This window comes from Salipiger abyssi (genome assembly GCF_001975705.1).
Classification (GTDB): domain Bacteria; phylum Pseudomonadota; class Alphaproteobacteria; order Rhodobacterales; family Rhodobacteraceae; genus Salipiger; species Salipiger abyssi.
The window spans coordinates 1982908-2008052 of record NZ_CP015093.1 but is presented as its reverse complement, the minus strand read 5'-3'; the positions used below and the strand labels follow the sequence as shown (position 1 = coordinate 2008052).

General features: G+C 63.6%; 24 protein-coding genes and 4 pseudogenes. 8 read left to right on the top strand and 20 right to left on the bottom strand.

Annotated features, from left to right (window positions below):
- The first annotated feature begins 56 nt into the window (after positions 1–56).
- The 5 genes from Ga0080574_RS13160 (at position 57) to tnpC (ending at position 3691) form a co-directional block, all read left to right on the top strand.
- A complete protein-coding gene (locus tag Ga0080574_RS13160; protein WP_076699868.1) occupies positions 57–620 on the top strand; it encodes a DUF429 domain-containing protein in 564 nt (187 codons plus the stop codon).
- Between the two features lie 265 nt (positions 621–885).
- Positions 886–1110, top strand: a complete 225-nt coding sequence (locus Ga0080574_RS13155; RefSeq protein WP_076699865.1) for a hypothetical protein — start codon at positions 886–888, stop codon at positions 1108–1110.
- A gap of 218 nt (positions 1111–1328) precedes the next feature.
- On the top strand, positions 1329–1739 hold the full coding sequence (gene tnpA, locus Ga0080574_RS26955; protein ID WP_076695206.1) for an IS66-like element accessory protein TnpA: 411 nt from the start codon (positions 1329–1331) through the stop codon (positions 1737–1739).
- On the top strand, positions 1733–2086 hold the full coding sequence (gene tnpB, locus Ga0080574_RS13145) for an IS66 family insertion sequence element accessory protein TnpB (protein ID WP_076695208.1): 354 nt from the start codon (positions 1733–1735) through the stop codon (positions 2084–2086). The genes tnpA and tnpB overlap by 7 nt, the downstream gene beginning before the upstream one ends.
- Before the next feature lie 54 nt (positions 2087–2140).
- Positions 2141–3691, top strand: a complete 1551-nt coding sequence (gene tnpC, locus Ga0080574_RS13140; protein WP_076695246.1) for an IS66 family transposase — start codon at positions 2141–2143, stop codon at positions 3689–3691.
- Here tnpC and Ga0080574_RS13135 read toward each other — a convergent pair.
- The 3 genes and pseudogenes from Ga0080574_RS13135 to Ga0080574_RS13125 all read right to left on the bottom strand — a co-directional run.
- Positions 3634–4296: a hypothetical protein gene (locus tag Ga0080574_RS13135; protein WP_156876360.1), complete on the bottom strand. Its 663-nt coding sequence runs from the start codon at positions 4294–4296 to the stop codon at positions 3634–3636. The genes tnpC and Ga0080574_RS13135 overlap by 58 nt on opposite strands.
- A 42-nt stretch (positions 4297–4338) precedes the next feature.
- Positions 4339–4611: an AHH domain-containing protein gene (locus tag Ga0080574_RS26950; RefSeq protein ID WP_076699859.1), complete on the bottom strand. Its 273-nt coding sequence runs from the start codon at positions 4609–4611 to the stop codon at positions 4339–4341.
- Positions 4612–4702: 91 nt separating this feature from the next.
- Positions 4703–4879 (bottom strand): annotated as a pseudogene (locus Ga0080574_RS13125) (integrase core domain-containing protein); the annotation flags it as partial.
- Positions 4880–4958: 79 nt separating this feature from the next.
- On the opposite strand from Ga0080574_RS13125, the gene Ga0080574_RS13120 reads away from it, so the two are divergent.
- Positions 4959–5921 (top strand): IS1595 family transposase, encoded by a 963-nt coding sequence (locus Ga0080574_RS13120; protein ID WP_076699856.1) that lies wholly within the window; start codon positions 4959–4961, stop codon positions 5919–5921.
- Here the strand turns inward: Ga0080574_RS13120 and Ga0080574_RS13115 are convergent.
- The 3 genes and pseudogenes from Ga0080574_RS13115 to Ga0080574_RS25915 form a co-directional block, all read right to left on the bottom strand.
- On the bottom strand, positions 5878–6345 hold the full coding sequence (locus tag Ga0080574_RS13115; protein ID WP_076699853.1) for a hypothetical protein: 468 nt from the start codon (positions 6343–6345) through the stop codon (positions 5878–5880). The two genes, Ga0080574_RS13120 and Ga0080574_RS13115, sit on opposite strands and share 44 nt — an antisense overlap.
- Positions 6346–6414: 69 nt before the next feature.
- Positions 6415–7386 (bottom strand): annotated as a pseudogene (locus tag Ga0080574_RS13110) (IS3 family transposase); the annotation flags it as partial.
- A 170-nt stretch (positions 7387–7556) separates the two neighbouring features.
- Complete coding sequence (locus Ga0080574_RS25915) at positions 7557–7937, bottom strand: hypothetical protein (protein WP_156876358.1); 381 nt, start codon at positions 7935–7937, stop codon at positions 7557–7559.
- Between the two features lie 1110 nt (positions 7938–9047).
- On the opposite strand from Ga0080574_RS25915, the pseudogene Ga0080574_RS26495 reads away from it, so the two are divergent.
- Positions 9048–9353: pseudogene (locus Ga0080574_RS26495) on the top strand (SLC13 family permease); the annotation flags it as partial.
- Between the two features lie 19 nt (positions 9354–9372).
- Here the strand turns inward: Ga0080574_RS26495 and Ga0080574_RS13095 are convergent.
- The gene (locus tag Ga0080574_RS13095; RefSeq protein WP_076699850.1) at positions 9373–10797 is read right to left on the bottom strand and encodes an FAD-binding oxidoreductase; all 1425 of its coding nucleotides are present in this window, start codon (positions 10795–10797) and stop codon (positions 9373–9375) included.
- 48 nt (positions 10798–10845) lie between these two features.
- On the opposite strand from Ga0080574_RS13095, the gene Ga0080574_RS13090 reads away from it, so the two are divergent.
- Positions 10846–11766 (top strand): LysR family transcriptional regulator, encoded by a 921-nt coding sequence (locus tag Ga0080574_RS13090; RefSeq protein WP_076699847.1) that lies wholly within the window; start codon positions 10846–10848, stop codon positions 11764–11766.
- 5 nt (positions 11767–11771) lie between these two features.
- Here Ga0080574_RS13090 and allE read toward each other — a convergent pair whose 3' ends face one another.
- The 13 genes and pseudogenes from allE to Ga0080574_RS13030 form a co-directional block, all read right to left on the bottom strand.
- Complete coding sequence (gene allE / locus Ga0080574_RS13085) at positions 11772–12509, bottom strand: (S)-ureidoglycine aminohydrolase (protein WP_076699844.1); 738 nt, start codon at positions 12507–12509, stop codon at positions 11772–11774.
- Positions 12506–13303: a M20/M25/M40 family metallo-hydrolase gene (locus Ga0080574_RS13080; protein ID WP_237219378.1), complete on the bottom strand. Its 798-nt coding sequence runs from the start codon at positions 13301–13303 to the stop codon at positions 12506–12508. The genes allE and Ga0080574_RS13080 overlap by 4 nt, the downstream gene beginning before the upstream one ends.
- Positions 13210–13473, bottom strand: a pseudogene (locus tag Ga0080574_RS26490) (M20/M25/M40 family metallo-hydrolase); the annotation flags it as partial. The pseudogene Ga0080574_RS26490 and the gene Ga0080574_RS13080, both read right to left, overlap by 94 nt.
- 159 nt (positions 13474–13632) lie before the next feature.
- Positions 13633–14571: a polysaccharide deacetylase family protein gene (locus tag Ga0080574_RS13075; protein WP_076699841.1), complete on the bottom strand. Its 939-nt coding sequence runs from the start codon at positions 14569–14571 to the stop codon at positions 13633–13635.
- Between the two features lie 3 nt (positions 14572–14574).
- The gene (locus Ga0080574_RS13070; protein WP_076699838.1) at positions 14575–15480 is read right to left on the bottom strand and encodes a polysaccharide deacetylase family protein; all 906 of its coding nucleotides are present in this window, start codon (positions 15478–15480) and stop codon (positions 14575–14577) included.
- Complete coding sequence (locus Ga0080574_RS13065) at positions 15477–16199, bottom strand: aspartate/glutamate racemase family protein (RefSeq protein ID WP_076699835.1); 723 nt, start codon at positions 16197–16199, stop codon at positions 15477–15479. The genes Ga0080574_RS13070 and Ga0080574_RS13065 overlap by 4 nt, the downstream gene beginning before the upstream one ends.
- 27 nt (positions 16200–16226) lie before the next feature.
- A complete protein-coding gene (locus Ga0080574_RS13060) occupies positions 16227–17036 on the bottom strand; it encodes an ABC transporter permease (protein ID WP_076699832.1) in 810 nt (269 codons plus the stop codon).
- A complete protein-coding gene (locus tag Ga0080574_RS13055; RefSeq protein ID WP_076699829.1) occupies positions 17033–17887 on the bottom strand; it encodes an ABC transporter permease in 855 nt (284 codons plus the stop codon). Before Ga0080574_RS13055 ends, Ga0080574_RS13060 begins: the two co-directional genes overlap by 4 nt.
- Positions 17884–18942, bottom strand: a complete 1059-nt coding sequence (locus Ga0080574_RS13050; protein WP_076699825.1) for an ABC transporter ATP-binding protein — start codon at positions 18940–18942, stop codon at positions 17884–17886. Before Ga0080574_RS13050 ends, Ga0080574_RS13055 begins: the two co-directional genes overlap by 4 nt.
- A gap of 4 nt (positions 18943–18946) precedes the next feature.
- Positions 18947–19978 (bottom strand): ABC transporter substrate-binding protein, encoded by a 1032-nt coding sequence (locus Ga0080574_RS13045; RefSeq protein ID WP_076699822.1) that lies wholly within the window; start codon positions 19976–19978, stop codon positions 18947–18949.
- Positions 19979–20097: 119 nt separating this feature from the next.
- Complete coding sequence (locus Ga0080574_RS13040; RefSeq protein WP_237219377.1) at positions 20098–21720, bottom strand: thiamine pyrophosphate-binding protein; 1623 nt, start codon at positions 21718–21720, stop codon at positions 20098–20100.
- A 300-nt stretch (positions 21721–22020) separates the two neighbouring features.
- Positions 22021–23523 (bottom strand): M81 family metallopeptidase, encoded by a 1503-nt coding sequence (locus Ga0080574_RS13035; protein WP_076699816.1) that lies wholly within the window; start codon positions 23521–23523, stop codon positions 22021–22023.
- Positions 23524–23598: 75 nt separating this feature from the next.
- Positions 23599–25083, bottom strand: a complete 1485-nt coding sequence (locus tag Ga0080574_RS13030; RefSeq protein ID WP_076699813.1) for an ABC transporter substrate-binding protein — start codon at positions 25081–25083, stop codon at positions 23599–23601.
- Positions 25084–25145: the final 62 nt, after the last annotated feature.

The window sequence follows — 25145 nt, the reverse complement described above, 5'->3', positions numbered from 1 at the left end:
AGGGAAGGTAGCAGATGATGCGAACGATCCAACTGCTGCAATGATAAGGCTTAGGCATGACGGTGTTTCTTGGTTACGACCCCGGTGGAAAAGGCAAAAACGGTGTAGCGGCCATTCGGGTAGTTTCTGACGCACCTGAGGTCGTGGCCAAGGCTACCGTTCGCGATGCTGCCGAGGCACTGTCTTGGTTCGAGGACTATGCAAAAACAGCGGTTGCACTCGGCATAGATACCCTCTTGGCTTGGTCACCTAAGGGCGGGCCGGCCTGCGATGATGCGCTACGACGGAAATATGGCGGCAATTCGGTTGTTGCTCAGAACTCCTTATACAGCTCTATGACCTTGAATGGTGCGATTGTGGCCAAGCGGCTCGGATTACCCGTCTACGAAAGCCACCCCAAGCTGTTGCTCCGCGTATCCGGCGAGAATGCGATCCGCGAGATCTATGACGACGCGGTGTCCGCCACGGAAGCAGATCATGAGGGGGACGCTATCGTAGCGGCTTGGTGCGCGGCCATGGGACATAATCGCAAATGGGCCGTTGATCTCTATGTGGACATTGAAGACGACATAGAACTCGTGGTGCCGGAAGCTCGCTACCCTTGGTTTGAGGAGGTCTGACGCGAGTCAGCCCATTGCATCAGTAGGCCAGAGCACGAGGTTGACGCGCACGGCCCTGATCTGCCGTTCGATGGGTGGGCATTTGCCGCAGTGCAGCATCCTCGAGCCGGGCGTCCATAGCGACGTGCAGCATGGTCTGGGGGGATCAAGGTCAGCAGCACAGACGACAGGTGAACGCGGAACAGATAGGCCGTGTGAGACCACTTCTGAGAGGGTCCGCTCTATTGCGCCCCTCAAACTCACCCTCTGCATAAGCGGCACGTCCATGATCACCGAAACCGACACCCAAACCCTCACCCTGAGCGCGGACACCCACGCCCTCTCCATCCGCTACTACGGCACACCCACCCGCGCCGACCCGCCGCGCTGGACGGAGCCATGCGATGGGCAGGGGCTGCCGAAGTTGGCAAAGGTGGCGTGGCGAGATGCTGTCGGCGTGGCGCAGGTGCCAGTGGTGGTGCACCTGTCGTTTCAAGCATCTTTTGAGTGAGACGCGCAGCCTAAAAGATCATGTAAGAAAACCCTAATTTGAACGGACAGCCGTCGCGGCCATTGCCCGCTAAAAGGTTGTCACCTCAATCACGGTTGCCGACTTCTCCAGTCCGCTATTCGACAGGTCAACGGTAAACGGTGTCGCCACCCCACATTGCCGACGGGATCAGCCATTGCGAGTTGATACGCATCCAAAGAAAAGGAGTGCGTTTCGCAATGTTCGCAAAGAGTTCGTTCCTCACGGCGCTTGGTGTTGAAGTCTTCGCCTCGGGGCAGAGGCGCTGGCCGGATCATGTGAAGGCGCAGGCGGTGGCCGAGACCCTGGAGCCTGGGGCGACGGTGTCAGGTGTCGCCGCGCGCTACGAGATCATGCCGAGCCAGCTGACGGCGTGGCGGCGGCTGGCCAAGGATGGCAAGCTCGTGCTGCCTGCGGTCGAGATCGATGAGCCGGTTTTCGCACCTCTGGTCGTCCGGGATGAGACCACGACGGCCCCCGAGCCCGAGCGGCACCGCGCCGAGGCGCCAGTTAGGGTTGTCCGGGGTTCGGTCATCATCGAGCTCGCACAGGATGCGCCCGCGGCCCGGATTGCCGAGATAGTCCACGCGCTGGAGGCGCATCCATGTTGATGCCCTCGCAGGGCGTGCGGATCCTGGTGGCGACACAGCCGGTGGACTTCCGGAAAGGCCATGACGGTCTCGCAGCGCTGGTCCAGTCGACGCTGGCCGAGGACCCATTTACCGGCACCGTCTTCGTCTTCCGCTCGAAGCGGGCCGACCGGTTGAAGATCCTGTTCTGGGACGGCAGTGGGCTCGTGATGGCCTACAAGCGGCTGGAAGAAAGCACCTTCACCTGGCCGGCGATCCGCGACGGGGCCATGACCCTGAACCGCGCGCAATTCGAGGCCCTGTTTGCCGGCCTGGACTGGCGCCGGGTGCGGTCACTGGAGGTGCGTCGGCCGGCTGTGGCAGAGTGACTCGCCCCGACGAATGACGGGGCATCGGCGCATTTGGCGCGGTATGATCTGCGCATGTCCAGCGCCCCACCCATCGATCTGTCCGCGATCCCCGAAAGCCAGCGCGCCGCCGTGCTGGCGGTGCTGCAGGAGCGTGACGCGCTGAAGGACGCGAACCGGCGGCTCGAGCATCTCGTGGCCGAGCTGAACCATGTCGTGCATGGCAAGCGGTCCGAGAAGCTGAGCGATGATGACCGACAGCTGGCCTTCGAGGACCTGGAAACCGCCGTCGCCGAGGTCGAGACCCGCAAGGAGCAGGTTGCGCCGTCGACGGCCACGCCGCGCCCGGCACGGCGTCGCAACCTGGGCCATCTGCCTGCCGAGTTGCCGCGCATCGAGCGTGTCCTGGAACCCGCAAGCCTCGATTGTCCATGTGGCTGCGGCCGGATGCACCGGATCGGCGAGGACCGCACCGAGCGCCTCGACATCATCCCGGCGCAACTCCGGGTCCTGGTCGACACCCGGCCGAAGTATGCCTGCCTTGTCTGTTCGGACGGGGTCACCCAGGCGCCAGCAGCACCTTGGCTGATCGAAGGTGGGCTACCGACCGAGGGCGCCATCGCGCATGTCCTGATGTCCAAGTTCGCGGACCACCTGCCGTTCTACCGCCAAAGCCAGATCCTGGCGCGCTCCGGCATCCAGATCGACCGCAGCACCCTGGCGGACTGGGCCGGCACAGCAGCCTTCCATCTCGGCCCCGTGGTCGACAGGCTGACCGAGCATCTCAAGTCGTCCGGCAAGCTGTTCATGGACGAGACCACCGCCCCGGTCCTCGACCCAGGCCGTGGCCGAACCAAGACCGGCTACCTCTGGGCGCTTGCCCGGGATGACCGCGGATGGGGCGGAGAGGACCCGCCCGGCGTGGTCTTCACCTACCATCCCAGCCGCGCAGGGGCGCATGCAGAGCAGATCCTGCAGGGCTTCGACGGAATCCTGCAGCTTGATGGCTATACCGGTTACGATCGGTTGACGCGCCCCTCCCGCAAGGGCGGCGCGCCGATCACGGTTGCCCACTGCTGGGCACACGCTCGCCGCAAGCTGAAGGAAGTCTTCGACCGCGACGGCTCCGAGATTGCGGCCGAGGGACTGCGCCGGATTGCCGAGTTCTATCGCATCGAAGCCGAGATCCGCGGTATGGGCCCCGGCCAGCGTCTGTCTGCCCGACAGGCCCGCAGCGCGCCCCTCGTGGCCGCGTTCGGCGATTGGCTGCAGGCGCAACGTCTTCGCGTCTCCGCAAAATCCCGGCTCGGCGAGAAGCTGACCTACATCCATCGCCACTGGCCCGGCCTGCAGACCTTCCTCCACGATGGCCGCGTCGAGATCGACTCCAACGCCGTCGAGAACCTGATCCGACCGATCGCGTTGACGAGAAAGAATGCCCTCTTCGCCGGCCACGATGAGGGCGGCCGCACATGGGCTCGCGCCGCCTCCCTGATCGCCACCGCAAAGATCAACGGCGTCGAGCCTTTCGCCTACCTGAAGGCGACCCTCGAGGCCATCGCCGCCGGTCACCCGGCCAGCAGGATCGACGAGCTCCTGCCCTGGAACTTCAACCCGGCAAGCTGATCCCGCGTGGGGCGCAGACAGCGCTTACGGTCAACGTCGTTCCGAACAAACAAAAGGTCATCAAACGCCACCGCTGACCAATTCCATTTGGTCGTCACTTGCGCCTTTCTTGGAAGCCACAAGCGCAACGGCGCGCTGCCGGGCCTCGCTGCCTCAAGGTCGTCCATGCGTTTGGCCTCATTGCTGCTTGAGACCACGCGAGGTCCAGCTTCCCGGTCAAGCGACGCACTCTTTATGGCGTCAAATGCGCTCTTCGAAAAATCCAGCGCTTCCAGAAATTTTTGCTGCAGAACCTTCAGATCAAAGGCCAAGTACGTCCCGCGGGTGTCCGTCACCAGCCATCCAACCTTGCAGACATCAGGTAAGGTGAAGCAATGCGCGTCGCGCCATTCTGGCAGAACAAACAACAACGAAACAGATTGGGCCCAGAAGATCTTTGGCGTGAAGGGTCGAGGAAAATCGGGCTCGCAAACTACTCCGCTATCGGGATCAATGCTGCCCCCTCTGAAATTCGCCTTAAGCCGATCACACTCTGCGTCAGAAAACGGTAAATGGCCAGCATTGTGCAGAATGCGATCGTCATCGTTTGGATATACAAATTTCACTTCACGATCCCGTCGTTGTCGTCAATGCGGTCCTTTGCGTCCTCAGCGATTTCCCGCAGCTTGTTCAGGCGTAAGATCCTTTGCATCGATTCGTGCAAGTTGCCGGGATACCCAAGTACTGTACGCACGGTGCCCTCTCCCGCTCGACTGTTTCGCCCACATCCCGTTTTCAGCGCCGTTAAATTCAAATCCGCCTTCGAGCGCTTTCTGAACAAAATCCTTGTCCAGCCTGTCCACGTCAATCACGTGATGCGCCGTGTCACCCGGGCGTTTCGGACCCGTAAGTCTGGACCGCAGCTTATGCCGGTTCTTCATCGCGTCGTAAGCGAGCTCTGCTCTTTTCCGAATCGGCTGAATCTCCCTGACCACGCCCGATGTGACCTGCTCCCCTTGGAGTCCGCGTTTTTTAGTTCGCTCTGTTCAGGGTTTGGTCCTCTACTGACCGTTGGTGATACTCCCACGGGGTGAGCCCGTCGAGGCTCGTGTGGGGGCGGTGGTGATTGTAGTCGTCGCGCCAGGCCGAGATAAGCTCCCGGGCGTGGCGCCGGTTTGCGAACAGGTGCTCGTTGAGGCACTCGGTCTTAGGTAGCAAATGCACCAAATCGTTGATTGAGCGGATTTTAGAGAAAAATATGTGAACATTATTGCTCGGAGAGGACCCCATGGCACAGCATTTTCTGCTTTCGGCGGCGGCCAGGACCCTTTCCCTGAAGTCGATCTTTTCCGAGGGCGAAGACGCGGCCTACGATCGTTTCCGTCGACTACGTTGGCCGGAGACAGCTGGCAGGCCGGTTTGCCCAACATGCGGCTGCCTCGACATATACGATCTAACGACCCGGCGCCGGTTCAAATGCGCCGCGTGTTATTGCCAGTTCAGCGTAACCTCGGGCACGATCTTCGCGTCCCGAAAACTCTCCTTCGTTGATTTGCTTGGCGCGATCTGCCTCTTCGTGAACGCCTCCAAGGGGCTTTCCGCGGTCCAGCTCTCGCGCGACCTGGATGTCCAGCACAAGACAGCATTCGTGCTCATGCACAAACTGAGGGAGGCGATGATGGCGGAAACCAGGGACCTTCGTCTCGGCGGCGAGATCGAGGTGGATGGCGCTGCATTCTGCGGTCATGTCAGGCCCGCCAATCTGCGGGAAGATCGTGTCGATCGCCGACGGCTCGCACACCGGAGCGGGAAGCGCCGGGTCGTTGTCGTGCTTCGCGAGCGGGGCGGTCGCACGCTGACGAGGGCATTTCTTCGAGAGGCGCAGGGCGTAGAGTTCGCACAAGCACGGCTTGCTGCCGGTGCAGTCGTCTCGGCCGACGAGGTGGCGCACTGGGATCCGCTGGAAACCGACTTTGACATGCAAAGAATAAACCATTCAGAGGGTTACACCATGGGTGGGGTGCATACGAACCTGGCCGAAAGCTTCTTCTCGCGCCTCAGGCGGATGATTGGCGGGCAGCATCTCAAGGTCGAAGGGCGGTACCTCGATGCGTATGCGGTCCACGCCGCCTGGCTCGAGGATCATCGGGAAGAGAGCAATGGTGTTCTGGCGGACCGCCTGATCGGCGGCGCGCTTGCATCCCCTGTCAGCCGGTCGTGGAAGGGGTACTGGCAACGACGCGCAGCGTAACGACGTCCCCGGCGCCCCAGACGCACATGCCTTTGCGCTTCTCGATCATCCGGACGAGCTTCCGCCGCTTGGCATGGCGAAGCGCCTGGACGACCTTGAAAACCACCGAGTTGCGGAGGGTGGTGTCCGAGATATCCAGATCGCGCTCCGTCATGACGCGCTCGGCCAGTTCCCGTGTCGTCAGTTCGGCATCCACCCCGAGGTGGCGGACACAGATATCGGCAATCTCGCCTTTCTTGAAGAACCCGTGGCTCACGATGTACCTGGCTCGCCGACGTTCCGGTGCGGCAAACAGCTCAATCGTCGCGTTCACATGGGCCAGATCATGCTTCGCATGCGCAATCTGCGCTTCGTATGCCTTGATCTGACCGAGGATCTCGGCACGCTTCTCCGTCAGCGTCTGTACAATCAGTGGTTCCGACATGGCACCATTCCACCCGAGATTGCGACGCCGATCCAGACGGCAACTTGGTGCATTTGCTATCTAAGACCGCAGCATTTCGTCCCGGAACCTTGCGTTGAAGCTTTCGCAGTAACCGTTCTCCCAAGGTGAGCCAGGCGCAATGAAGGCCGTCTTGGCACCGACTGCGCCAATCCATGCCCGCACCTTCTTGGCAATAAATTCCGCGCCATTGTCGGACCGTATGCATTCCGGCGGACCGCGCAGGATGAACAGGTCAGTCAAGGCATCCACCACATCGACAGAATTGAGCCTGCGTTTGACACGGATCACCAGCGCCTCCTTTGTGAACTCATCAATGATGTTGAGGGTGCGATATACCCGCCCGCCATGCGTCCGGTCCTGGACAAAGTCATAGGACCAGACGTGGTTAGGGCGTTCTGGCCGGAGCCGAACGCACGAGCCGTCATTCAGCCAGAGCCGTCCCTTCCTGGATTGTTTTCTTGGGACTGTAAGCCCCTCCCGCCGCCAGATCCGCTCTACGCGCTTGTGGTTCACATGCCAGCCGCTGTTGTTCAGCATGCCGGTTATCATGCGATATCCGTAGCGCCCAAACTCTCGCGTCAGCGCGATGATGTCATCGGTCAGCCGGTCTTCATCCGGCAGACCGATAGGCACCTTGCGCTGTGTCGAGCGATGCTGTCCCAATGTGCGGCAGGCTCGGCGTTCGGATACGCCGAGGGTCTGCCGCACATGCTCGATGCAACAACGGCGGCGGGCCGGGCTCAGTCGTTTCCCCGGGGCGGCCTCGGTAAGGATCACCTTGTCCAGCGTCAGATCTGAAACCGCGCGCCTGAGCCGGGCATCCTCGGTCTCCAGCTGCTTCAGACGTTTGAGCTGATCCCGGCTCATGCCGCCATACTCTTTGCGCCATCGATAGTAAGTCTGCTGCGTCACGCCGATCTGGCGCACAGCATCGGCAATCGAGCTCCCTTGTCCTTGCAGACCTTCAACCTGCCGTAGCTTCAGCACGATCTCTTCGGGCTTGTCTCGCTTTCCAGCCATCTCCTGGTCCTCCTGACATCGGGATAAAACTATCCCAGGTGGTGGACCACTTCAGTGGGGGCACTCCTCAGGGGCATACGGTTTTGGATGTGGTGAAGTAGAGGGATTGCATCTTTCAGATTGCGTCAAACTCACCTTGAGCATGCTGCGATCCAGTTATTGATTGGCGACTACTGTCTATCGACAACCAAATCGCTGGCACGCAATACGGTCGATTCGCCAATTATAACTGAATAACTTCCATTCTCAATCATGGAAAAGGCATCGCGGACGTCGCAAGGCACAGTTAGCATTTGGGGGATCGCTTTAATCATCGCATGCCTTGATACTTCCTTTTCGGCGACTCCCTTTTCATTAATAGCCACAAGGCCTTCAGCCACTGGCCAAATCCAAGTAGTTTTTCTCATACCCGAAAGCCCTCGAGGGCGGCCATCAATTTCGTTATCAAGAAGCCCAAAATCGTCTATAGAAATTTCGTTTGTTACAAGATATCCGGTTTTACTTTCTTCAAAAATGACATCACACCAAGGGATAAGTCTAAAAATGAACATGCACTCTGAGAGAACTCGGGACTCAATTCTATCTCAAATTCAACAAGTTTCTCGGATCGTCTCTCGATGTTCACGATTCTAATGGGAGCACCATCCAAAGCTCCGCCGGTGCTATATTCCGCAGCATAAAGCCCACATACTGACAAACCTCCCAGACACAGGATACCACGCGCGATTGAGGATAGCGATGTTTTCAGCAATTTTTCGCCGTGCAAGTAAAGGCATTATTCAATCTGAACGTTACTCCTGCTTTGTTCAGAGCGTCAACAGCCCTCCAGCCGTAGCCAACTGTACTACCACTTGACCAACTCGCGCTAGCATCCGGGGCACTGCAACACCTTTGGGAATTCGGTCTGAACAATTCAGGGCAGCGTGACCCATTTCATGCACAACCACGTATGCCTCTTTCTCTCGTGGGAGTTAAAAGTATGGGTCGCAAAACGTAATAGATTTTCGACTAATTGGCATTCTTGCGTTCGTCGGCGCACTAGCTGATGCTTCAGATTTACCTGCCGCCTTTTCCTCTCGCCGCACTCTAACCCCCAAACCCAAAGGCTCTATTCCTTCTAGTACTTTTTCTGCTTCGCCAATGGACAATTTTACATATTCTTCGGTCAAGCTACCCACACCATACGATCGTTTTAGATCGCGGATCGCCACATTAACTTCCCGCTTTCTTTTTCCGGTGAGGGAAGTTCGATCACCCAGAATATCTTTGAAAACTTCGATCTTGTCTCTAAGTGCTGGAGTGCCCGAGGATCTCCATGCTGACCGACCCGGTCAGCCCCGCACCGGCACTCCCCGGCAAACCCGGTGCGGTTCAATGCGCTGCGCATTCTCGGCCGGCTGACCGTGCAATAGCGGCAAAGTCTCTCGCGCGCGGGCGAAGTGGACGCAACCACTGCCTCCGCCACGGCGTTAACGCTGACAGACAAGTGAGTCCCGATGACCGAAGTGCTTTCCCTCGTCGCAGCCTACGACGCACTGATCGCCCTCGGGCTGATCGTCGCGCTGTTCCTGTTCTTCGTGCTCGAACTCTACCCGCCGGAAGTGCCCGCCGCCGGGCTCGCCGCGCTGTTCGTGGTGCTGGGCTATGTCGGCCAGGACGAGCTGCTCTCGGTCTATCTGCTGGCCTCGGCGCTGACCGAGACGGTGACGAACAACGCCGTCGCCGTGGTGTTCACCCCCATTGCCATCGGCCTTGCCGACAGCACCGGGCTCGATCCGCGCGCCCTGACCATGGCGGTGATGTTCGGCGCCTCGGCGAGCTTTGCCACCCCCATCGGCTACCAGACCAACACGCTGGTCTATGGCGCGGGCAATTACCGGTTCTCGGATTTCCTCAAGATCGGGCTGGCGATGAACCTCGTGGCCGCCTTCGCCGCCTGTGCCGGGATCCTCTGGCTCTACGGCTGACCCCCGGCGCCGGCCAGCGTCAGCGCTCTGGATCTGCGAACAGCGCACCCGGGTTCAGAATGCCCAGCGGATCGAACTGGGCTTTCAGACCGCGCATCATGGCCAGTTCTTCGGGCGTCCGGCTATGACCGATCCAGCGCGCCTTGATGCGGCCGATGCCATGCTCGGCGGTCACCGCCCCGTTCCAGTCGCGCAGCAGGCCATAGACAGCGGCCTCGATCCGCTCCTCCGCCCGCCCGCTGCCGTCGTGAGCCACCAGCAGATGCACATTGCCATCGCCCACATGGCCAACCTTCAACGTGCCTTTCGCCTCCAGCATCCCGGCAAGCAACACGTCGGCGGCATCGCAGAACCGCCCGAGGGCCGAGGGTGAGAGGCCAATGTCGAAGTTGATATGCGGCCCGAAGCCCTCGTCGGCCTCGCCAACCGCCTCGCGCACCCGCCACAGCGCCCGCATCTCGGCAACGGATTTCGCAAGCACGCCATCCTCGGCCAGCCCGGCCTCGAACAGCTCGGCAAAGAACGCTTCCAGCTCGTCCTCCGCGCCCTCGGATCCGGCCTCGACCTCGATCAGCAAATAAAAGCCGTGCCGCCCTGCCATCGGCGGGCTGGCAAGCGAGGTCGCATGACAGACAAACTCCCAGTAATCCGGCCACATCCCTTCAAAGGCGGTGATGCGCGACCCGAACCGGCGCCGTGCGGCGGCCAGACAGGCCAGGGCCGCCGCATGATCCGGCAGCGCGAAGAGCGCCAGCGCGCTCTGCGGCACTTGCCGGCAAAGCTGCAGCACCGCGCGGGTGACGATGCCCAGCGTGCCTTCGGACCCGATAAAGAGCTGCTTCAGGTCGAAACCGGAATTGTCCTTCACCGTCTTGCCCAAGCGCGACACCACCGATCCGTCGGCGAGCACCGCCTCGAGCCCCAGCACATTGGCGCGGGTCATACCATGCTGAAGCACGCGAATGCCCCCCGCATTGGTCGCAATCGTGCCGCCGATGGTGGCGGTGCCGCGCGCGCCGATATCGACCGGATAATCCAGCCCGACGGTCCGCGCCGCCTCCTGCACCGTCTCAAGCGGCGTGCCCGCCCAGGCGGTGAGCGTCATCGCCTCGCGGTCGATCTCGGCAATGCCCGCCATCCGCTCGGTCGAGAGCACGACCGCGCCCTCGGCGCTGCAAGCGCCACCCGAAAGCCCGGTGCGCCCACCCTGCGGCACCACGCCGATCCGGTAGCGGCTACAGAGGGCAAGTGCCTGCGAGACCTCATCTGTACTGGCCGGGCGCAGCACCGCCAGCGGCAGGGCACCCGGCAGGCCCGACTGGTCCGAAGCATAGCGCGCGCAATCCGGCGCAGCGGTCAGGAGGCCCTTGGGTCCAAGCAGTTCGGTAAGTGCAGTGACCGCCACGGCCCGCGCATTGCCATGTTGAATGCCGTTCCGGTCCATCTATGATGCGCTCCTTGATCCAGGCCTGTTTGATCGCGGGAGATCCCGATGCCACCCAGCAAAATCCTCGGGCGCCTGCCCGGTCTGCGGCACTTCATCGAAGTGGCCCAGCTGGGCTCGTTTCGCGCCGCGGCGGAAAAGCTGCATGTGGCGCCCTCGGCGGTCAGCAAGCAGATCAAGAACCTCGAACTCGCACTCGATGTCGAGCTGTTCCGCCGCGACCGAGGCCGCGCCGGGCTCGAACTCACCGAGGCGGGCGAGATCCTGCTGTTCCGCTGCGCCTCGGTGGTCAACGAACTGACCATCGCGCAGGATGAGATCGACCAGTTGCAGGGCCTTCAGCGCGGGCATCTGCGGCTCGGCGTCAACGAGGTTCTGGCCTCGGACCTGCTGCCCGGCCTGCTGCGCGATATGAGCTACAACCACCCAGGCCTCAAGTTCACCATCATCGTCGAGAACACCCGCGAGATCGTCGCACGGATGCAGGATGGCGATATCGACATCGCGCTCGGCTACAACTTCCCGCCCTCGGCCGAGATCGAGACGCTGGCCACCCTGCGCCGGCGCACCTATGTCGTGACCGCGCTGGATCATCCCATGGCACGGCTGCGCACGGTTCGGCTCGAAAACATCGAGGGCGAAAAGATGATCTTTCCCGATGCCTCGATCCCGATGCGCCAGCTGCTTGAGGACGCGCTGGTGCAGGGCAATATCGCGGTGCGTGAAATCATGAGCACCAACAGCTTCACCCTGCTGCGGCAGATGGTCGAAAGCGGCATGGGCATCGGCATCGTCTTTGGCCGGTTCCTGCAAACCCGCCGCGAAAAGATCGCCTTTGTCGAGCTGACCGACTTGCCTTTCGACAGCCCGCCGGTGGCCTGCTGCCGCATGGCCGGGCGCACGCCCACCGCCTCGTCGGTGGCCTTTGCCGCAGCGATCAAGACGCTGTTTGCGAATTACGGCGGATAGGCGGCTCATTGCACCGCCAGCGGCGACCGGTTGTAGTTCTTGTAGATCAGGTAACGCGATTTATCGCGCCCCAGCGCCCCGAACCATTGCGGCACATGCGGCCCCATCCAGATCGCATCGCCCTTGCCCACCGGATACCAGCGGTCATCGAGACGGTAGACCCCGCCGCCGTCCAGCATCAGCAGCCCATGCTCCATGAAATGCGTCTCGACATAGGCGAGCGAGGCGCCGGGGTGAAAGTTCATGATATTGAACTCGCCATCAAAGCCCGCATCGGTGGGCAGCATCTTCTGCACGATCAGCCAGTCGTCACCGCGCAAAGGGGTGCCCTCAATGTCACCGAGCGACCCAAAGACCGGCGCGGGCACATCGCCGCGCGCCAGGAACCGCCATTCGAACAGCACAAACCGCGCACCGGCCGAGGTGCTGAGCGTCGCCGCGTCTTCAGGCGGCAGGAAGGCATAGCCCTCGGTTCCAAGGCTCTGACCCGTGGAAAAGCTGACGCTGCCCTCCAGCACAAAGACAAACCGGGCGATACCGGATGCGGCAGGGGCGATGTCCGACAGACCCCCGGCGCTGCGCACCAGCCCCATGGCGAATTTCGCGCCCATGTCCGGGCTGATGAGAAAGGCCAGCTCGGCCCCCGGCCAGTCGGGCGAGGTGATCCACTCGTGGCTTTCCGGGGTCAGCAGCGCATGGTTGCGGCGGATGTCGGAACGGGTCTGTCCGAAGCTTGATTTCATGAGAGGTCTCCGGTCGGGCGCGTGCCCGCATAGGTCAGGATGAGGCCGCGCAGCAACGCCATGCGGCGGGCCAGCGGCGAGACAAGGATATGTTCCTGCGGCGAATGCCAGTTGTTGCCGATGGCGCCAAGCCCATCGAGCGTCGGCACCCCGGCGGCGCAGGTAAAGTTGCCGTCGCTGCCGCCGCCCGAGCGGGTCTCAGCCATCGGCGCGCCAAGACCTGCGTTGATTGCGGCGGCGCGAGCGAACATGGCGCGGGTTTCCGGCGTGCGGGCAAGGCTCGGCTTTTCGATCTCGCCCGACAGCGTGATCGTCACCTCCGGGTCGTCGGACGTGAGCGCCTTGAGCGCGTCTTCGACCGCCTGCCCCAGCGCGTCCTCGGCAAAGCGCACGTCGATGTCGCAGGCCGCATGGCCCGCGACTACGTTCGGCTCTGTCCCGCCGCGCACCCGGCCCACATTCACCGTGGTTCCGGTGTCCAGATCGGTCATGCGCTCCAGCAGGCCGATGGTCCGCGCCATCTGGAGGATGGCCGAGCGTCCATCGGCAAAGGCAGAGCCCGCATGGCTTTCGCGGCCCTGGAATTCGAGCGTGTATTTCGCCCGCCCCTTGCGGAAGGTGATCGCCTCATCCCCCGCGCGGGTTCGGGGATCAGCGCCGCGCCCATGCGGCGCGCCTCGGCCTGGATCAGCGCGTATGAGGTGGGCGAGCCAATTTCCTCGTCGGAATTGTAGATCAGCGTCACCGGCCCCGCCAGCGGCGTGCCCGACTCCACGATCTCGCGCATGGCACAAAGTGCGAGATAGCCGCCGCCCTTCATATCGGCGATGCCCGGCCCGTATTGCCGGTCGCCCTCGCGGCGGATCGCGACGCTGCCCGGCGCACAGACCGTGTCGATATGGCTGGTGACCAGCACCCCCGGCCCCGCGCCGCCCGTGAACCGGGCAACGAGGTGATCGCCCATGCCGTCGCGCCCCGGAATTCGCTCGATCGCGCAGCCAAGGGGGGTCAGCTGCGACTGGATGAGGTCAAGCAGCCTGCCGATGCCCGCCACGTCGCCCGTCGGCGTGTCGATCCCGACCCAGGCCATCAGACCCCTGAGAATGTCTTCGCTCTCCATGGCTCAGCTCAGGCTGTCCGGGTAATCCTGCCAGATGCTGGGCGCGAGCGTCAGCGCGGTCTCGGGCGGGTGCGTGGCCTGCCAATGCGCGGCAATCTCGGCGCCGGTTGCGGCCCAGACGCCCGGATGCCCCATCGCCTCGCGCAGCGCGGTGGCGAGGTTCTCGAACCGGTGCCCCCAACCCGAGCGCGCCGGAGACACACACAGGTTGAAATAGCGCCCGCGCCGGTACTGCGCCCGGAACTCCGCCCGCCAGTTGTTGAGCAACGCCTGCGGACGCTCCAGCCCGGTGCCCTCGCGCGGGAACATCAGAAAGAAGGTGTCGTCGAAATGATAGTAATAGGGCAACGTCAGCAGCGCCTCGTTCGTCGCCTCGTCCGACACCCAGTAATACGGCGCATCATCCGCCAGCCCGTTGCCGAAATAGCGGTAGCCGCGCGCTTTCAGCAATGCGATCGTCTCATCCGTGGCGCAGCCGGTGGCGGCGCGGTCGTCGGGGCGCGACAGTGCGAACCAGCCCTTGGGCAGCGATCCGGTCACACGGGTCAGAACCTCGGCAGCGCGGTCCATGTGCCGGGCCTCCTGCCCCGGCGCCAGCAGCGCGGGGTCTTCGCCATAAAGCCCCTGCGCCGCGATCTCGTGGCCTTCACCCAGGATGCGCTCCATGAGGTCGGGATAGCTCTCGGCAATCACCGCCGGGGTGGCGAAACTGGCGCGGATGTTCAGCTCCTTGAACAGCGCCAGAAACCGGTCCAGCCCCTCGTTCAGCCCGTAATGCCAGGTCGGGTAAGCCAGATCCTTGGCGGTGATGCCCTTGCCGGTGCCCGCCGGGTTCAGGTTCACCGTCAGGCCAAGCGCCATTTGCACGCCCTCCGGCCAGGCGATGGCGCTGTCGCGAATGCCGATTTCGTCGGAAGTGGTGTAATTGTCTTTCCAGGGCATGGGTTACTTCGCCTCCGGCGTCATCGGGTGGGTCGTCAGGATGTGCCGGGCCAGCGCGTCGCAGGTCGGGAACCAGACGCCCGGCAGGGTTTTCATCCGCTGGATCAGCCGTTGCAGCATATCGACCCGCATCGCATGGCCCGAGACGAACGGGTGCAGCAGGAAGTTCAGATAGCCGCCCTGCCTGTATTGCTGGAGGAAGGCGGCCCACCAGATCTCGAACACCTCGTCCACATCCATGACCCGCTGCGCATCGTTCGGCGTGTCGAGCCAGCCGAAACTGAAATACATCGCGTCATCCAGCGCGTAGTGGAACGGCAGTTGCAGGATCGGGTTCGCGCCCTGCGCATCCAGCTCGTAGAACGGCATGTCGCTGGCCGAGCTGAAGGAATTGTAGACCACGCCCTTCGACTTCAGCAGACCCGGCGTGTGACTGGAACGGGTGCCGGTGACCGGCTTGCCCTGCACAGCACTCAGCGCCGCAAGCGTGCGGGTCAGGTGCGCGTCTTCGATCTCGGGATCGGGATAAACCTCGTGCTCCCACATGTGGTCGGCCAGCTCGTGGCCGTTCTGCACCACATCCTTCAGCACCTCCGGGTACAGCTCGCAGATCCGGCCCGGCGTGAAGAGCGTGACCTTCACCTCCTCTTCGTCGAACATCTCCATGATGCGCCAGACGCCGACCCGGCCGCCGAATTCGCCCTTGGCCTTCTGGCCCCAGGGTTCGTTCAGCAGGCGGCGCAGCAGCATGGCATCGAAATCAAGGGTGAAGTTCACCGCAATCTTCACCCCCTCGGGATAGGCGAAATCCGGGATGGGGATGCGTCGGTTGCGCTGAAAGCGGGCCGTGTCGACAAGGCTCGGGAACGGGTCGTCCCGAGCCGGGGCGGTGGTGTCAGAGGAAGTCATTCCGCACTCCGGATCTTGGTATTTGCAGGGCCGCGCGGCAGGCCCGCGCGGTAGAGAACCGCCGCCTCGGCGGCCTTGAGCCCGGCGATCACCGGGTTGACGATGGGCACGCCCACCGCTTCTGTGAGTTTCCCAAGCAGGCCCGGAATGAAAGACAGCGCAAAGCAGCCCAGCACCAAAACATCCGCGCCCGCCGCCACGCAGGCCCGCGCCTGCGCAACGATACCCGGCAGATGCGTGTCGGGATCGCGGTTGAGATCGGCGACCGAGCCGCCCACCGTGACCTCGGAGACAAAGCTGCCCTCGATGCCGATGCCGCGAATGCGGCGGCGCAGGCCCGGCGGGGTCGGATCGGAGGACAGCACCGAGAACCGCGCGCCGAGCTGCACGGCGGCCAGCATACCCGCCTCACCCGGCCCGATCACCGGAATGCCCGCGACCTCGGTCAGCGCGTCCACGGCGGGGTCGCTGAAACAGCCGATGATCACCGCGTCATAGCGCTCCGCCCAGCCCGCCGCCGCGTCGCGCAAGGCAGGGAAGACCATGGCCGCATCGGCGGCGCTTTCGATGGCGCCGGGGCCTGTCTCGGGCGCGTTGATCGCAACATCGGCCGAGGGCGCCCAGTCGCGCAGCATCCGCAGCCGCCGGTCGACCACCTCGGGCCCGACCGTGCGGTGCAGGGGGCTTGCCAGCTGATAAAGAACGCGGGGGGCGGTCATGGGGGCGGTATCCATTGTCACGGCAACTCAGAAGGCGCGTTGCAGGCCGACGAGCCTTTGCACCAGCGCCACGCCGAGGATCGACAGCAGGATCGACAGCGTGGCGGCGGCGGCGGCCGTGGGCTTGAACTCGTAGGTCAGGAAATCGAACAGCGCGAGCGGCAGGGTGTTGCCCCCGAGCGGCTTCAGCAGCAGCGAGATGGTGTAGAGGTCGAAGCTGTTGATGAAGGCAAAGATCCCGGCCATCGCCAGCCCCGGCATCACCAGCGGCAGGATCACCAGCCGGAAGGTCTGCCAGCCGGTCGCGCCGAGGCTTTGCGACGCCTCTTCCAGCGACTGCGGCACCTGGCGCATGGCCGCCGCGATGGAGACATAGGCATAGGGAAAGGACATCAGGATATGGCCCATCTGAAGCCCCGCCACGGTCTTGCCCAGCTCGATCTTGTAGAGAAAGAACAGCAGCCCCACGGCGGTCAGCAGCTCGGGCACCAGCAGCGGCAGCGTCATGCCCAGCTGGAACCAGCCCGCCAGCCGCCCCGAGACCGCCTGACCCGCCAGCGCCGCCATCATGGCAACCGTCATGGTGACCACGGCGGTGATCGCGCCGATGCGCAGCGACATCAGCAGCCCGTCCACCAGATCCTGCCGCTGGAAGAACTCAAGATACCAGCGCAGCGACAGGCCCTGCGGCGGAAACTCGATCAGCAGCCCGCCCGTGAAGGACGCACCGACGATCATCACCAGCGGCGCCATCAGGAAGACGTAGAGCAGCACGATCAGCAGGCCAAAGCCTAGATTGACCGGGCGCTGATGCGCGAATGTGGCGGTGCCGCTCATGCCTTGGCCCTTTCCATAAGACGCGCGGTGAGCCCGGTGAACAGCGCCACGACCAGAATGGTGGAGACCGACAGCACGATGGCCAGCGCCGAACCGAAGGGCCACTGGAAGGTGCCGGTCAGCTCGCCGATGATCAGCGTCGGCATATAGCTGACCATCTGCCCGCCCAGCAGCGCCGGGGTCACATAGGCCGCCACCGCCAGCACATAGACGAGGATCATACCGGGATAGATGCCGGGAAAGCTCAGCGGCAGGATGATGTCGCGGAACACCTCGCGGCGGCTGGCGCCCATCGACGAGGACGCCTCGATCAGCGTCGGAGAGATGTTGCGCAGCGCGTTGTTGATCGGCAGCACCATGAACGGCACAAACACATGCACCAGCGCCAGGATCACCAACCCCTGGGTAAAGAGCAGCCGCAGCGGGCGCTCGATGATGCCAAGGCCCAGCAGAACCTCGTTCAGCGGGCCGTTGAGCGCGGCGGCGATCATCCAGCCGAAATTGCGTACCAGCACGCCGGTCATCAGCGGCGAGGCGATGCAGGCGTAAAGGACCACCGCCTTCATGCCCCGCGCCTTCGACATGTGCCAGGCGATGGGATAGCTCACCACGAGGCAGAGCAGCGTCACCGCCCCCGCCGTCAGCAGCGAGCGCAGCAGCACACCCCAATAATAGCCGTCGCTCAGGATGCGGTCGTAATGCATCGCCGTATAATCCGCGCCGAACGGCTCGGAGGTGCCCGGCGTGCGAAAGCTCATCTCGATCATGTTGGTGATCGGCAGGATCATGAAGACAAAGATCAGCGCGATCGCCGGCAGCGCCAGCAGCAGCTTGGGGTTGCGCAGGTTCATGGCGCGACCTCGGGCATCAGCCAGGCGTGGCTCCGGTCGATGGCGATGCCGACCTCTTCGCCGGTGCTGACCGGGTGGTTCGGCGCGGCGGCGAGCTTCAGCACGCTGCCATCGGCCAGGGTGATCTCGCAATGCAGCGCGGCGCCAAGGAAGGCCGATTTCGTGACCGTGCCGCGGAAAGTGCCCGCCTCGCGGTCGGTCAGCGCCAGCGCCTCGGGACGCAGCAGCAGCTCGGCGGGGCCGGCGATATCCGGCACACCCTCCAGCTCCAGGGCGGCGCCGGCGGCGGTGATCTTATAGCGCCCCCGCCCCAGCGGTGTGACCGACTGGCAGGGGATGAAGTTCGCCTCGCCGGTGAAATCGGCGACATAGCGCTCCACCGGTTTCTGATAGATCTCGCGCGGGGTGGCGAACTGCACCACGCGCCCGGCCTTCATCACCGCGACCATGTCGGACATGGCCATCGCCTCGGACTGGTCGTGCGTGACGTAAAACGCGGTGATGCCCGACTGCTGTTGCAGGTCGCGGATCAGCCAGCGCACCTCGTCGCGCAGCCGCGCGTCGAGGTTCGCGAGCGGTTCGTCCAGCAGCAGCAGCTTGGGCTTCAGCACCAGCGCGCGGGCCAGCGCCACGCGCTGCTGCTGGCCGCCCGAAATGGCACGCGGCAGCCGGTCGCCCAGACCGTCGAGCCGCACCAGCTTCATCGCGTCATAGACGCGGGTCTCGATCTCGGATTTCGGCAGTTTCTGGATCTTGAGACCGTAGCCGATATTCTCGGCTACGGTCATATGCGGAAACAGGGCGTAGTTCTGAAAGACCACGCCGAAACCGCGACGGTTGGCCGGGGTCGAGAGGATCGACTCCCCGTCGACCGTGATGTCCCCGCCATTCGCTTCGAGAAAACCCGCAAGGCACCGCAGCGTGGTGCTCTTGCCGCATCCCGAAGGCCCGAGCAGTGTCACCAGCTGGCCGCTTTCGGCCCGCAGCGACACCCCGTCGAGCGCGAGGAAATCCTGATACCGCTTGCGCAGATCCCTGACTTCAACCGTCGCCATTGTCTCAGATCGTCCGTTCCCAGAGGTCGTTCAAGCCCGGCATGATGGCGAGCGTTTCGTCCCAGTCAAACCGGATCGCCTGGCTGACCACCTCGGGTTGCAGCGGCCATTTCTGAAGCTCTTCGGGCAGAGTAACCGTCTTGTTGGTCGGCGCGATGAGCCAGTTCTCGGCCATCCACAGCTGGATTTCCGGCGACAGCACGAAATTGATATAGTCAAAGCCGAGCTGCTTGTCCGGGTGGTTCTCGAACACCGAGAACGAGTGGTCGAAGACCAGCATGCCCTCTTCGGGCACCACGTAATCCACCGGCAGACCCTGCTCCTGCATGGTCTTCACTTCGCCAAGGTCGATGGGCGCCACCGCGATCTGACCCTGTGTCAGCAGCGGCGTGAGCTGAGCCGAATAGCCGATCTGCGGGAAGGGGGCGAGTTCCTTGAACTTCGCCACGGCGGTCTCGATGTCGTCGCGGCCCGAACCGAAATGCTCGCCCGCCCACATCGCCATCATGGTCGCGGCCGAGTTGGTGATCTTGTAAAGGCCCAGCTGCCCCTTGAAGCGCTCGTCCCAGAGATCGGCCCAGCCCTTCGGCGGCTCCGACACCATGTCGGTGCGGTAGGCGATGACCAGCGGCGCTAGCATCCCCGTGACGGCGGTGTTGCCCTTGAGGATCGCCGGTTCGATCACATCGGCCATGTTGGGCACGTTCTCGGGCGTCAGCTCGGCGAAATACCCGTCATTGCGGATCATCGCGGTGTATTTCTCGTTCAGCATGACAGCGGGGAACGGCGGATTGTCCGGGCCCGCCGCGCGGAAATTCGAGATCCAGGCCATGCCGAGGCCAATGTCGAGGTCGAAATCCTTGCCGATCTGCTCGGCGAATTTCGGCATGACGTATTGGCGCCAATCGTTCTCCCAGCGGCCGCCGAACATGTTCACGATGAACGTGTCGGATTGCGCGAAGGCGGGTGCGCCGATGGCGCCGAGCGCGGCGGCGCCGGCGGAGGTCTTGAGGAAGTTGCGTCGCGTGAGGGTCATGAAAGACGGTCTCCTGTTGGGTGTTTCTTCGTCATTCGGTCCGTCGTGGCGTTCGGAGGAAACGCTGCCACAGGCGGCCATGGTCACCCGCCGCAGCGGCGGCGGGATTCGGTTGGGGCCTACATCTCGATCTTCTCGGGATCGAGTCGCAGGTCGATCAGAACGGGGCCCTTGCGCTCGGCAATGGCGGTACAGGCGGCATCGAGACTGGCGGCATCGGTCACGCGGACCGTGGCGAAACCGAGCGTCGCGCAGGTGGCGGCAAAGTCGATGCGGGCAATCATCGACAGCGCCGGATCCATCCTGCGATTGGTGAACTGCACATGCTCGGCACCATAGCTGCCGTCATTGCAGAGGATGACGATCATATCCGCCTCTTCGCGCACGGCGGTCACCAGCTCGCTCAGCCCCGACAGGGTAAAGCCGCCATCCCCGGCAACCAGCACCGTGGGGCGGTCGGCGATGGCGGTGGCGGCGCCGATGGCCTGACCCAGCCCGCAGCCGATGCCGCCGAAATGCGAGGTGTAGACCAGATCCTGCGGCCGCGTCACCGGCAGGTTGCGCCAGGCGGTGGTGACAAAGCGCCCGAGATCGGCGACCAGTACCCGCTCGCGCGGGAGCGCCTGGTGCAGCCGGCGCAGCGCCGGACCCATGTCGACCGTGCCGGGCGCCGTCTGCGCGACGGCGGGGACCGTCGCGAACGCCTCCGCCTCGGCGGTGAGTTTTGCGGCCAGTCCGGCGGTGGCGCCGGAGCCAGGGATTTCGGCCATGTCGAGCAACTCGGCAAAGGCCCGCGCGGTGCCGGCGATATCTCCGATTAGCCGCAGCGAAGGCGTGTCGAGCCGCGGCGTCTCTTCCGCGTCGGGCAGGATCTGCACCACGCGCTTGCCCTTGGTATAGGCGCGCTCCTCGGTGGTGTGCTTGCTGAGGCTGGCGCCGAAGGCGAGGATGCAGTCGGATTGCATGATGACCTCGGTCGCCGTCGCATGGCTGAGCCCGCCGCAGATGCCGATATCGCCGGGTGCGCCCCCGAACAGCCCCTGCGCCTTGAGCGTGGTGGCCAGCGGCGCCTCAATGCGGGCAGCAAGGGCGATTAACGCGTCCCGTGCCTCGGGCGAACAGGCGCCGCGGCCGGCGAGGATCAGCGGGCGGCGGGCCGAGGCAAGCATTCCGGCCGCCTCTTCCAGCTGCGCGCCCGAGGCGGGCGCCATGGCGTAGGCAGGCACGGGCACCGGCTCGGAGACCGTCGCCAGCTCCTCCCACATGAGATCGACGCGCATATTGAACACCACCGGGCAGCGGCGGTGCGCCGCGATGCGGAAAGCGCGGTCGAGATCCTCTATCGCGCTGGCGGCGCTGCGCATCTCGATGAACGTGGCGCCGGTGCTGGCGACAACCTCGCGCTGGTCGATGTTCTGTAGGTGCTGAAGATCGCCCGGCGCGGTATCGCCGCAAAGCACCACAAGCGGGATGCCGCCGCGTGCCGCCTCGGTCAGCGCGGTGACGACATTGGTCAGCGCGGGGCCATGGGTGATCGTCGCGACGCCGGTCCGCCCGGTCGTCTGGGCAAAGCCGATGGCCGCCAGCACGACATTCGCCTCATGGGTGCAGGCCACGTAGCGCCCGCTGCCCGCCTCCACATAGGCGTTCACCATGAACAGGTTGGCATCGCCGACAAGGCCATAGAGGTGGGTCGTCTCATGGGCGACGAGGGCCTGGGCCAGCCTTTGATGCAGTTTCATGGTATTCGCCGTGTCTTTCATGTCTCGCCGCTGGCCTGATCTGGGTATGATCCGACCTTAAGCCCAGCCAGAAGGTGACAAAAGATCATTATACTTCACGCAATAGTTCCAAAAATTCACCATTTTTCCGATTGGATCCACCGCCCGGCAAACCGCACCAGACACCCCAGCGGCTTTACCGACTGGGGGCACATAGAAACATTCGATGGTTTGACGTTTCCGAGGCGGACAACGCTCGCTCGACACCGCGCGTGTGACCGAGGCACGCCCCGTCGTCAGGATACGCCGACTCACACCGTATTAGGCGCCAAAGGCCTTTCCGAGCGGGCCGAGACGCATCCCTTCGCGCAAATTCCGATAGGGCAGCACATCGAGGTCGATCAGATGCCAGCCCGGCGCACGCACGATCAGCACGCCGCGCGAAAGCGGTTCGAAATCCGCGCGGAAATGCACCGAGCTCTTGAGACCCAGCATGTCGTAGCCCACCGGGTCGAGCCCCAGATGCGCGAACACCTCGGGGTCATAGGGTTGCATCGGGTTCGAGGCGGTCACGATATCGATGCCGCCCAGACGCAGCACCGCCGACAGCCCGAGGTCGATCTCGCGCCCGCCGACCACCTTTCCGGTGGCGCGAAACTGCCCGTCGGAGAGGGCGCGCACCTCATATACGGCCTCAAGCGGCGTCACCCCCTCGGGCCCGTGCTTGCCGCCAAGCGCAAGGCGCAGCCGCGCGCCGGCGCCCGCCGCATGGGCGGCCTGTGCCGCCTCGCCGTCGATCATGATCGCGAGGGCTGCGTTCCGCAGGTCCGCCGCGACCATCGCTTTCAGCAGACCCGTGGTGTCCCCCGCGCCGCCGCCACCGGGATTGTCCTGCGTGTCGGCAAGCAGCACGGGGCCGGTGCCGCGCAGCTCTGCCGCCCGGGCGACCGCCGCCTCAGGGCTGTAGACCGGGATCGCAAAATCCCGCTCGGCGGCTTCCAGCGCCTGAAAGACCCTCTCCGCCGCCGCCCGAACCGCCGCCGCATCGCGCCCAATGGCCAGCACGGCGGGGCCGGTCTCGGCGGTGTCGGCAGCCGGAAAACCCGGCACGTATTCCAGCGCGCTCACCCCCTCGGGCAGCTCTTCGCACATCGCGACAAGCATCCTGGAGGGGTCGGTCAGCGTGCACTCAAAAGGCAGCGGAATGAGGAAATCGCTGCGCAGCAGCGCCTTTTCATTGGGTCGCCCCTCCGCCCAGATCCGCAGCAGCTGCTCCGCCGCCCGCGCGCCGGTCTCGGCGCGGTCGATATGCGGATAGGTCCGGTATGCGCTCAAACCGTCGAGCGCACCGACCATCGCCCGTGACAGGTTGCCGTGGTAGTCCATGCTGGCAACGATGGGCAGATCGGGTCCGGTAACGCCGCGCAACCGGCGCAGGATCTCGCCTTCGGCATCCGGCCAGCCGGGCGTGACCATTGAGCCGTGCAGATCGAGATAGACCGCATCCACCGGCCCCGCACGGTCGAACGCCTCGAGCAGATGATCGCAGAAATAGGTCAGGACCGCGTCCTCCGCAGGACCGCCCGCCCCGCCATGCATCCAGATGGCGGGCACGATCTCCGCCTCATCCTCCATCCGCGCCAGAAATCCCGAGGTGCCGAAATTCCGGCCGCGATGATAGGCGACGATCTCGTCGCCCGTTTGCAGGCCGGGGAAATCGTTTGTCGCGAGGAATTTCTCCAGAGGCGTCTGCCCGGCAGCAAAGCTGTTGGTTTCGTGCGAAATGCCGGCGATGAGGACACGGGGCCGCTTGGGAGAGGTCATGAGCGTCTGTCTTTCAAAATCGGAAAGCGCCCCGCGCAGGGCGCGGGACGCAATGTCTGTCCGGGAACCGTTGGATTACTTCAGATGTACGTCGATGGCCCGCACCCAGTCGTCGCCGCGCAGCGTCCAGTCGACACGGTCGGACATGGCATAGACCACCGGCTGGTTGAACATGAAGGCCACCGGCGCCTGTTCGCACATCCGCTCCGTGGCACCCGCATAGATCTCCTTACGTTCCGCCGGATCGACGGTCTGCCGGGCTTTCTCAAGCGCCTCCTTGAAGGGCTGATCGTCCCAATAGGCATAGATCGCGCCCGCCTCGAAAAGCGACAGAAGGCCGTCCGCGTCGAGCGTCGGCCAGGCCTGACCGAGATAGGAGAGCTGGCCGAGATCGTTCGCCCGGATGTACTTCTCGATATAGGACGGGAAACTCATTTCCTTGAGCGTCACATCGAACCCAACGGCTTCGAGCTGCATCTCGACCGCCTGCGCGATCTCGCTTGCCAGCAGGTAGCGGCCCACCGGCACCTCGAATTCCACCGGGATCGGCGTGTCGAGCCCGGTTTCGGCGACCAGCGCGCGCGCCTTCTCGGGATCGTAGGCATAGGGCTTCAGATCCTCGTTATAGCCGAAATACCCGTCCCGCAGCACCTGGCAGTTGCTCACCTCGCCATAGCCTTCGAAAAAGGCGTCGATAATCGCCTCCTTGTCGATGGCATAGTTCAGCGCCTGACGCAGCCGCACATCGCCCATCGGTTCCTTGAGCGTGTTGATCTTCACGAACATGGACCGCATCGAGGAAAGCGCCCCCGCCGTTCCCTTGCCGCTATCGTTGATGCGCGAGATTTCCGTGGGCGGAATGTCGAACACCAGATCGAGCTCACCGGCCAGCAGGCCCGCCACGCGGGTAGCGCTTTCCGGGATCGACTTGATGGTGACCGTGTCGAATTCCGGCGCGGTGCCCCAGTAATCGTCGCGTGCCTTCAGCACGACCGCGTCGCCCGAAGTGTAGGAGACCAGCTCATAGGGGCCCGAGCCCATGGCATCGTTGGCGCTGTCATGGTCTTCGGTCCAGCCCGGCGACATCAAGAAGAACATCGACATCTGGTCGAGCAGCGCCGGATACGGCGCCTTGGTGTGGATCTCGAGCTCGAAGGGGCCGGTCACCTCGACGGACTCGATCGGCTTGAACCACGGCGCGTTGTGCTTGGGATCGGACTCGTCGAGCATGGACTCGATGTTCCACTTCACCACCTCGGCGTTCAGCGGCGAACCGTCTGAAAAGGTGATGTCCTCGCGCAGCTTGAACCGCCAGGTGGTGTCATCCACCGCTTCCCAGCTTTCGGCGGCGGCGGGCGCGAGGCTGAGATCGGGCGTGCGGATCACCAGAGGCGTATAGATGTGGCTGGCAACCGACAGGTTGGTTTGCACGGTCGACGACATACGCGGGTCGAGCGTCGTGACATTGGTCGAGACTGCAAGGGCGAGGTCTTCGGCGAGCACCGGCAGGGCGCTCGCGCCGAGCAAACAGGCAGACAGGAAAAACGAATGCGGTTTCATGATGGTCCCCTTCTATGGCCACCCCTCACTATACTTAAATGACATTTTATGTACATTATTAT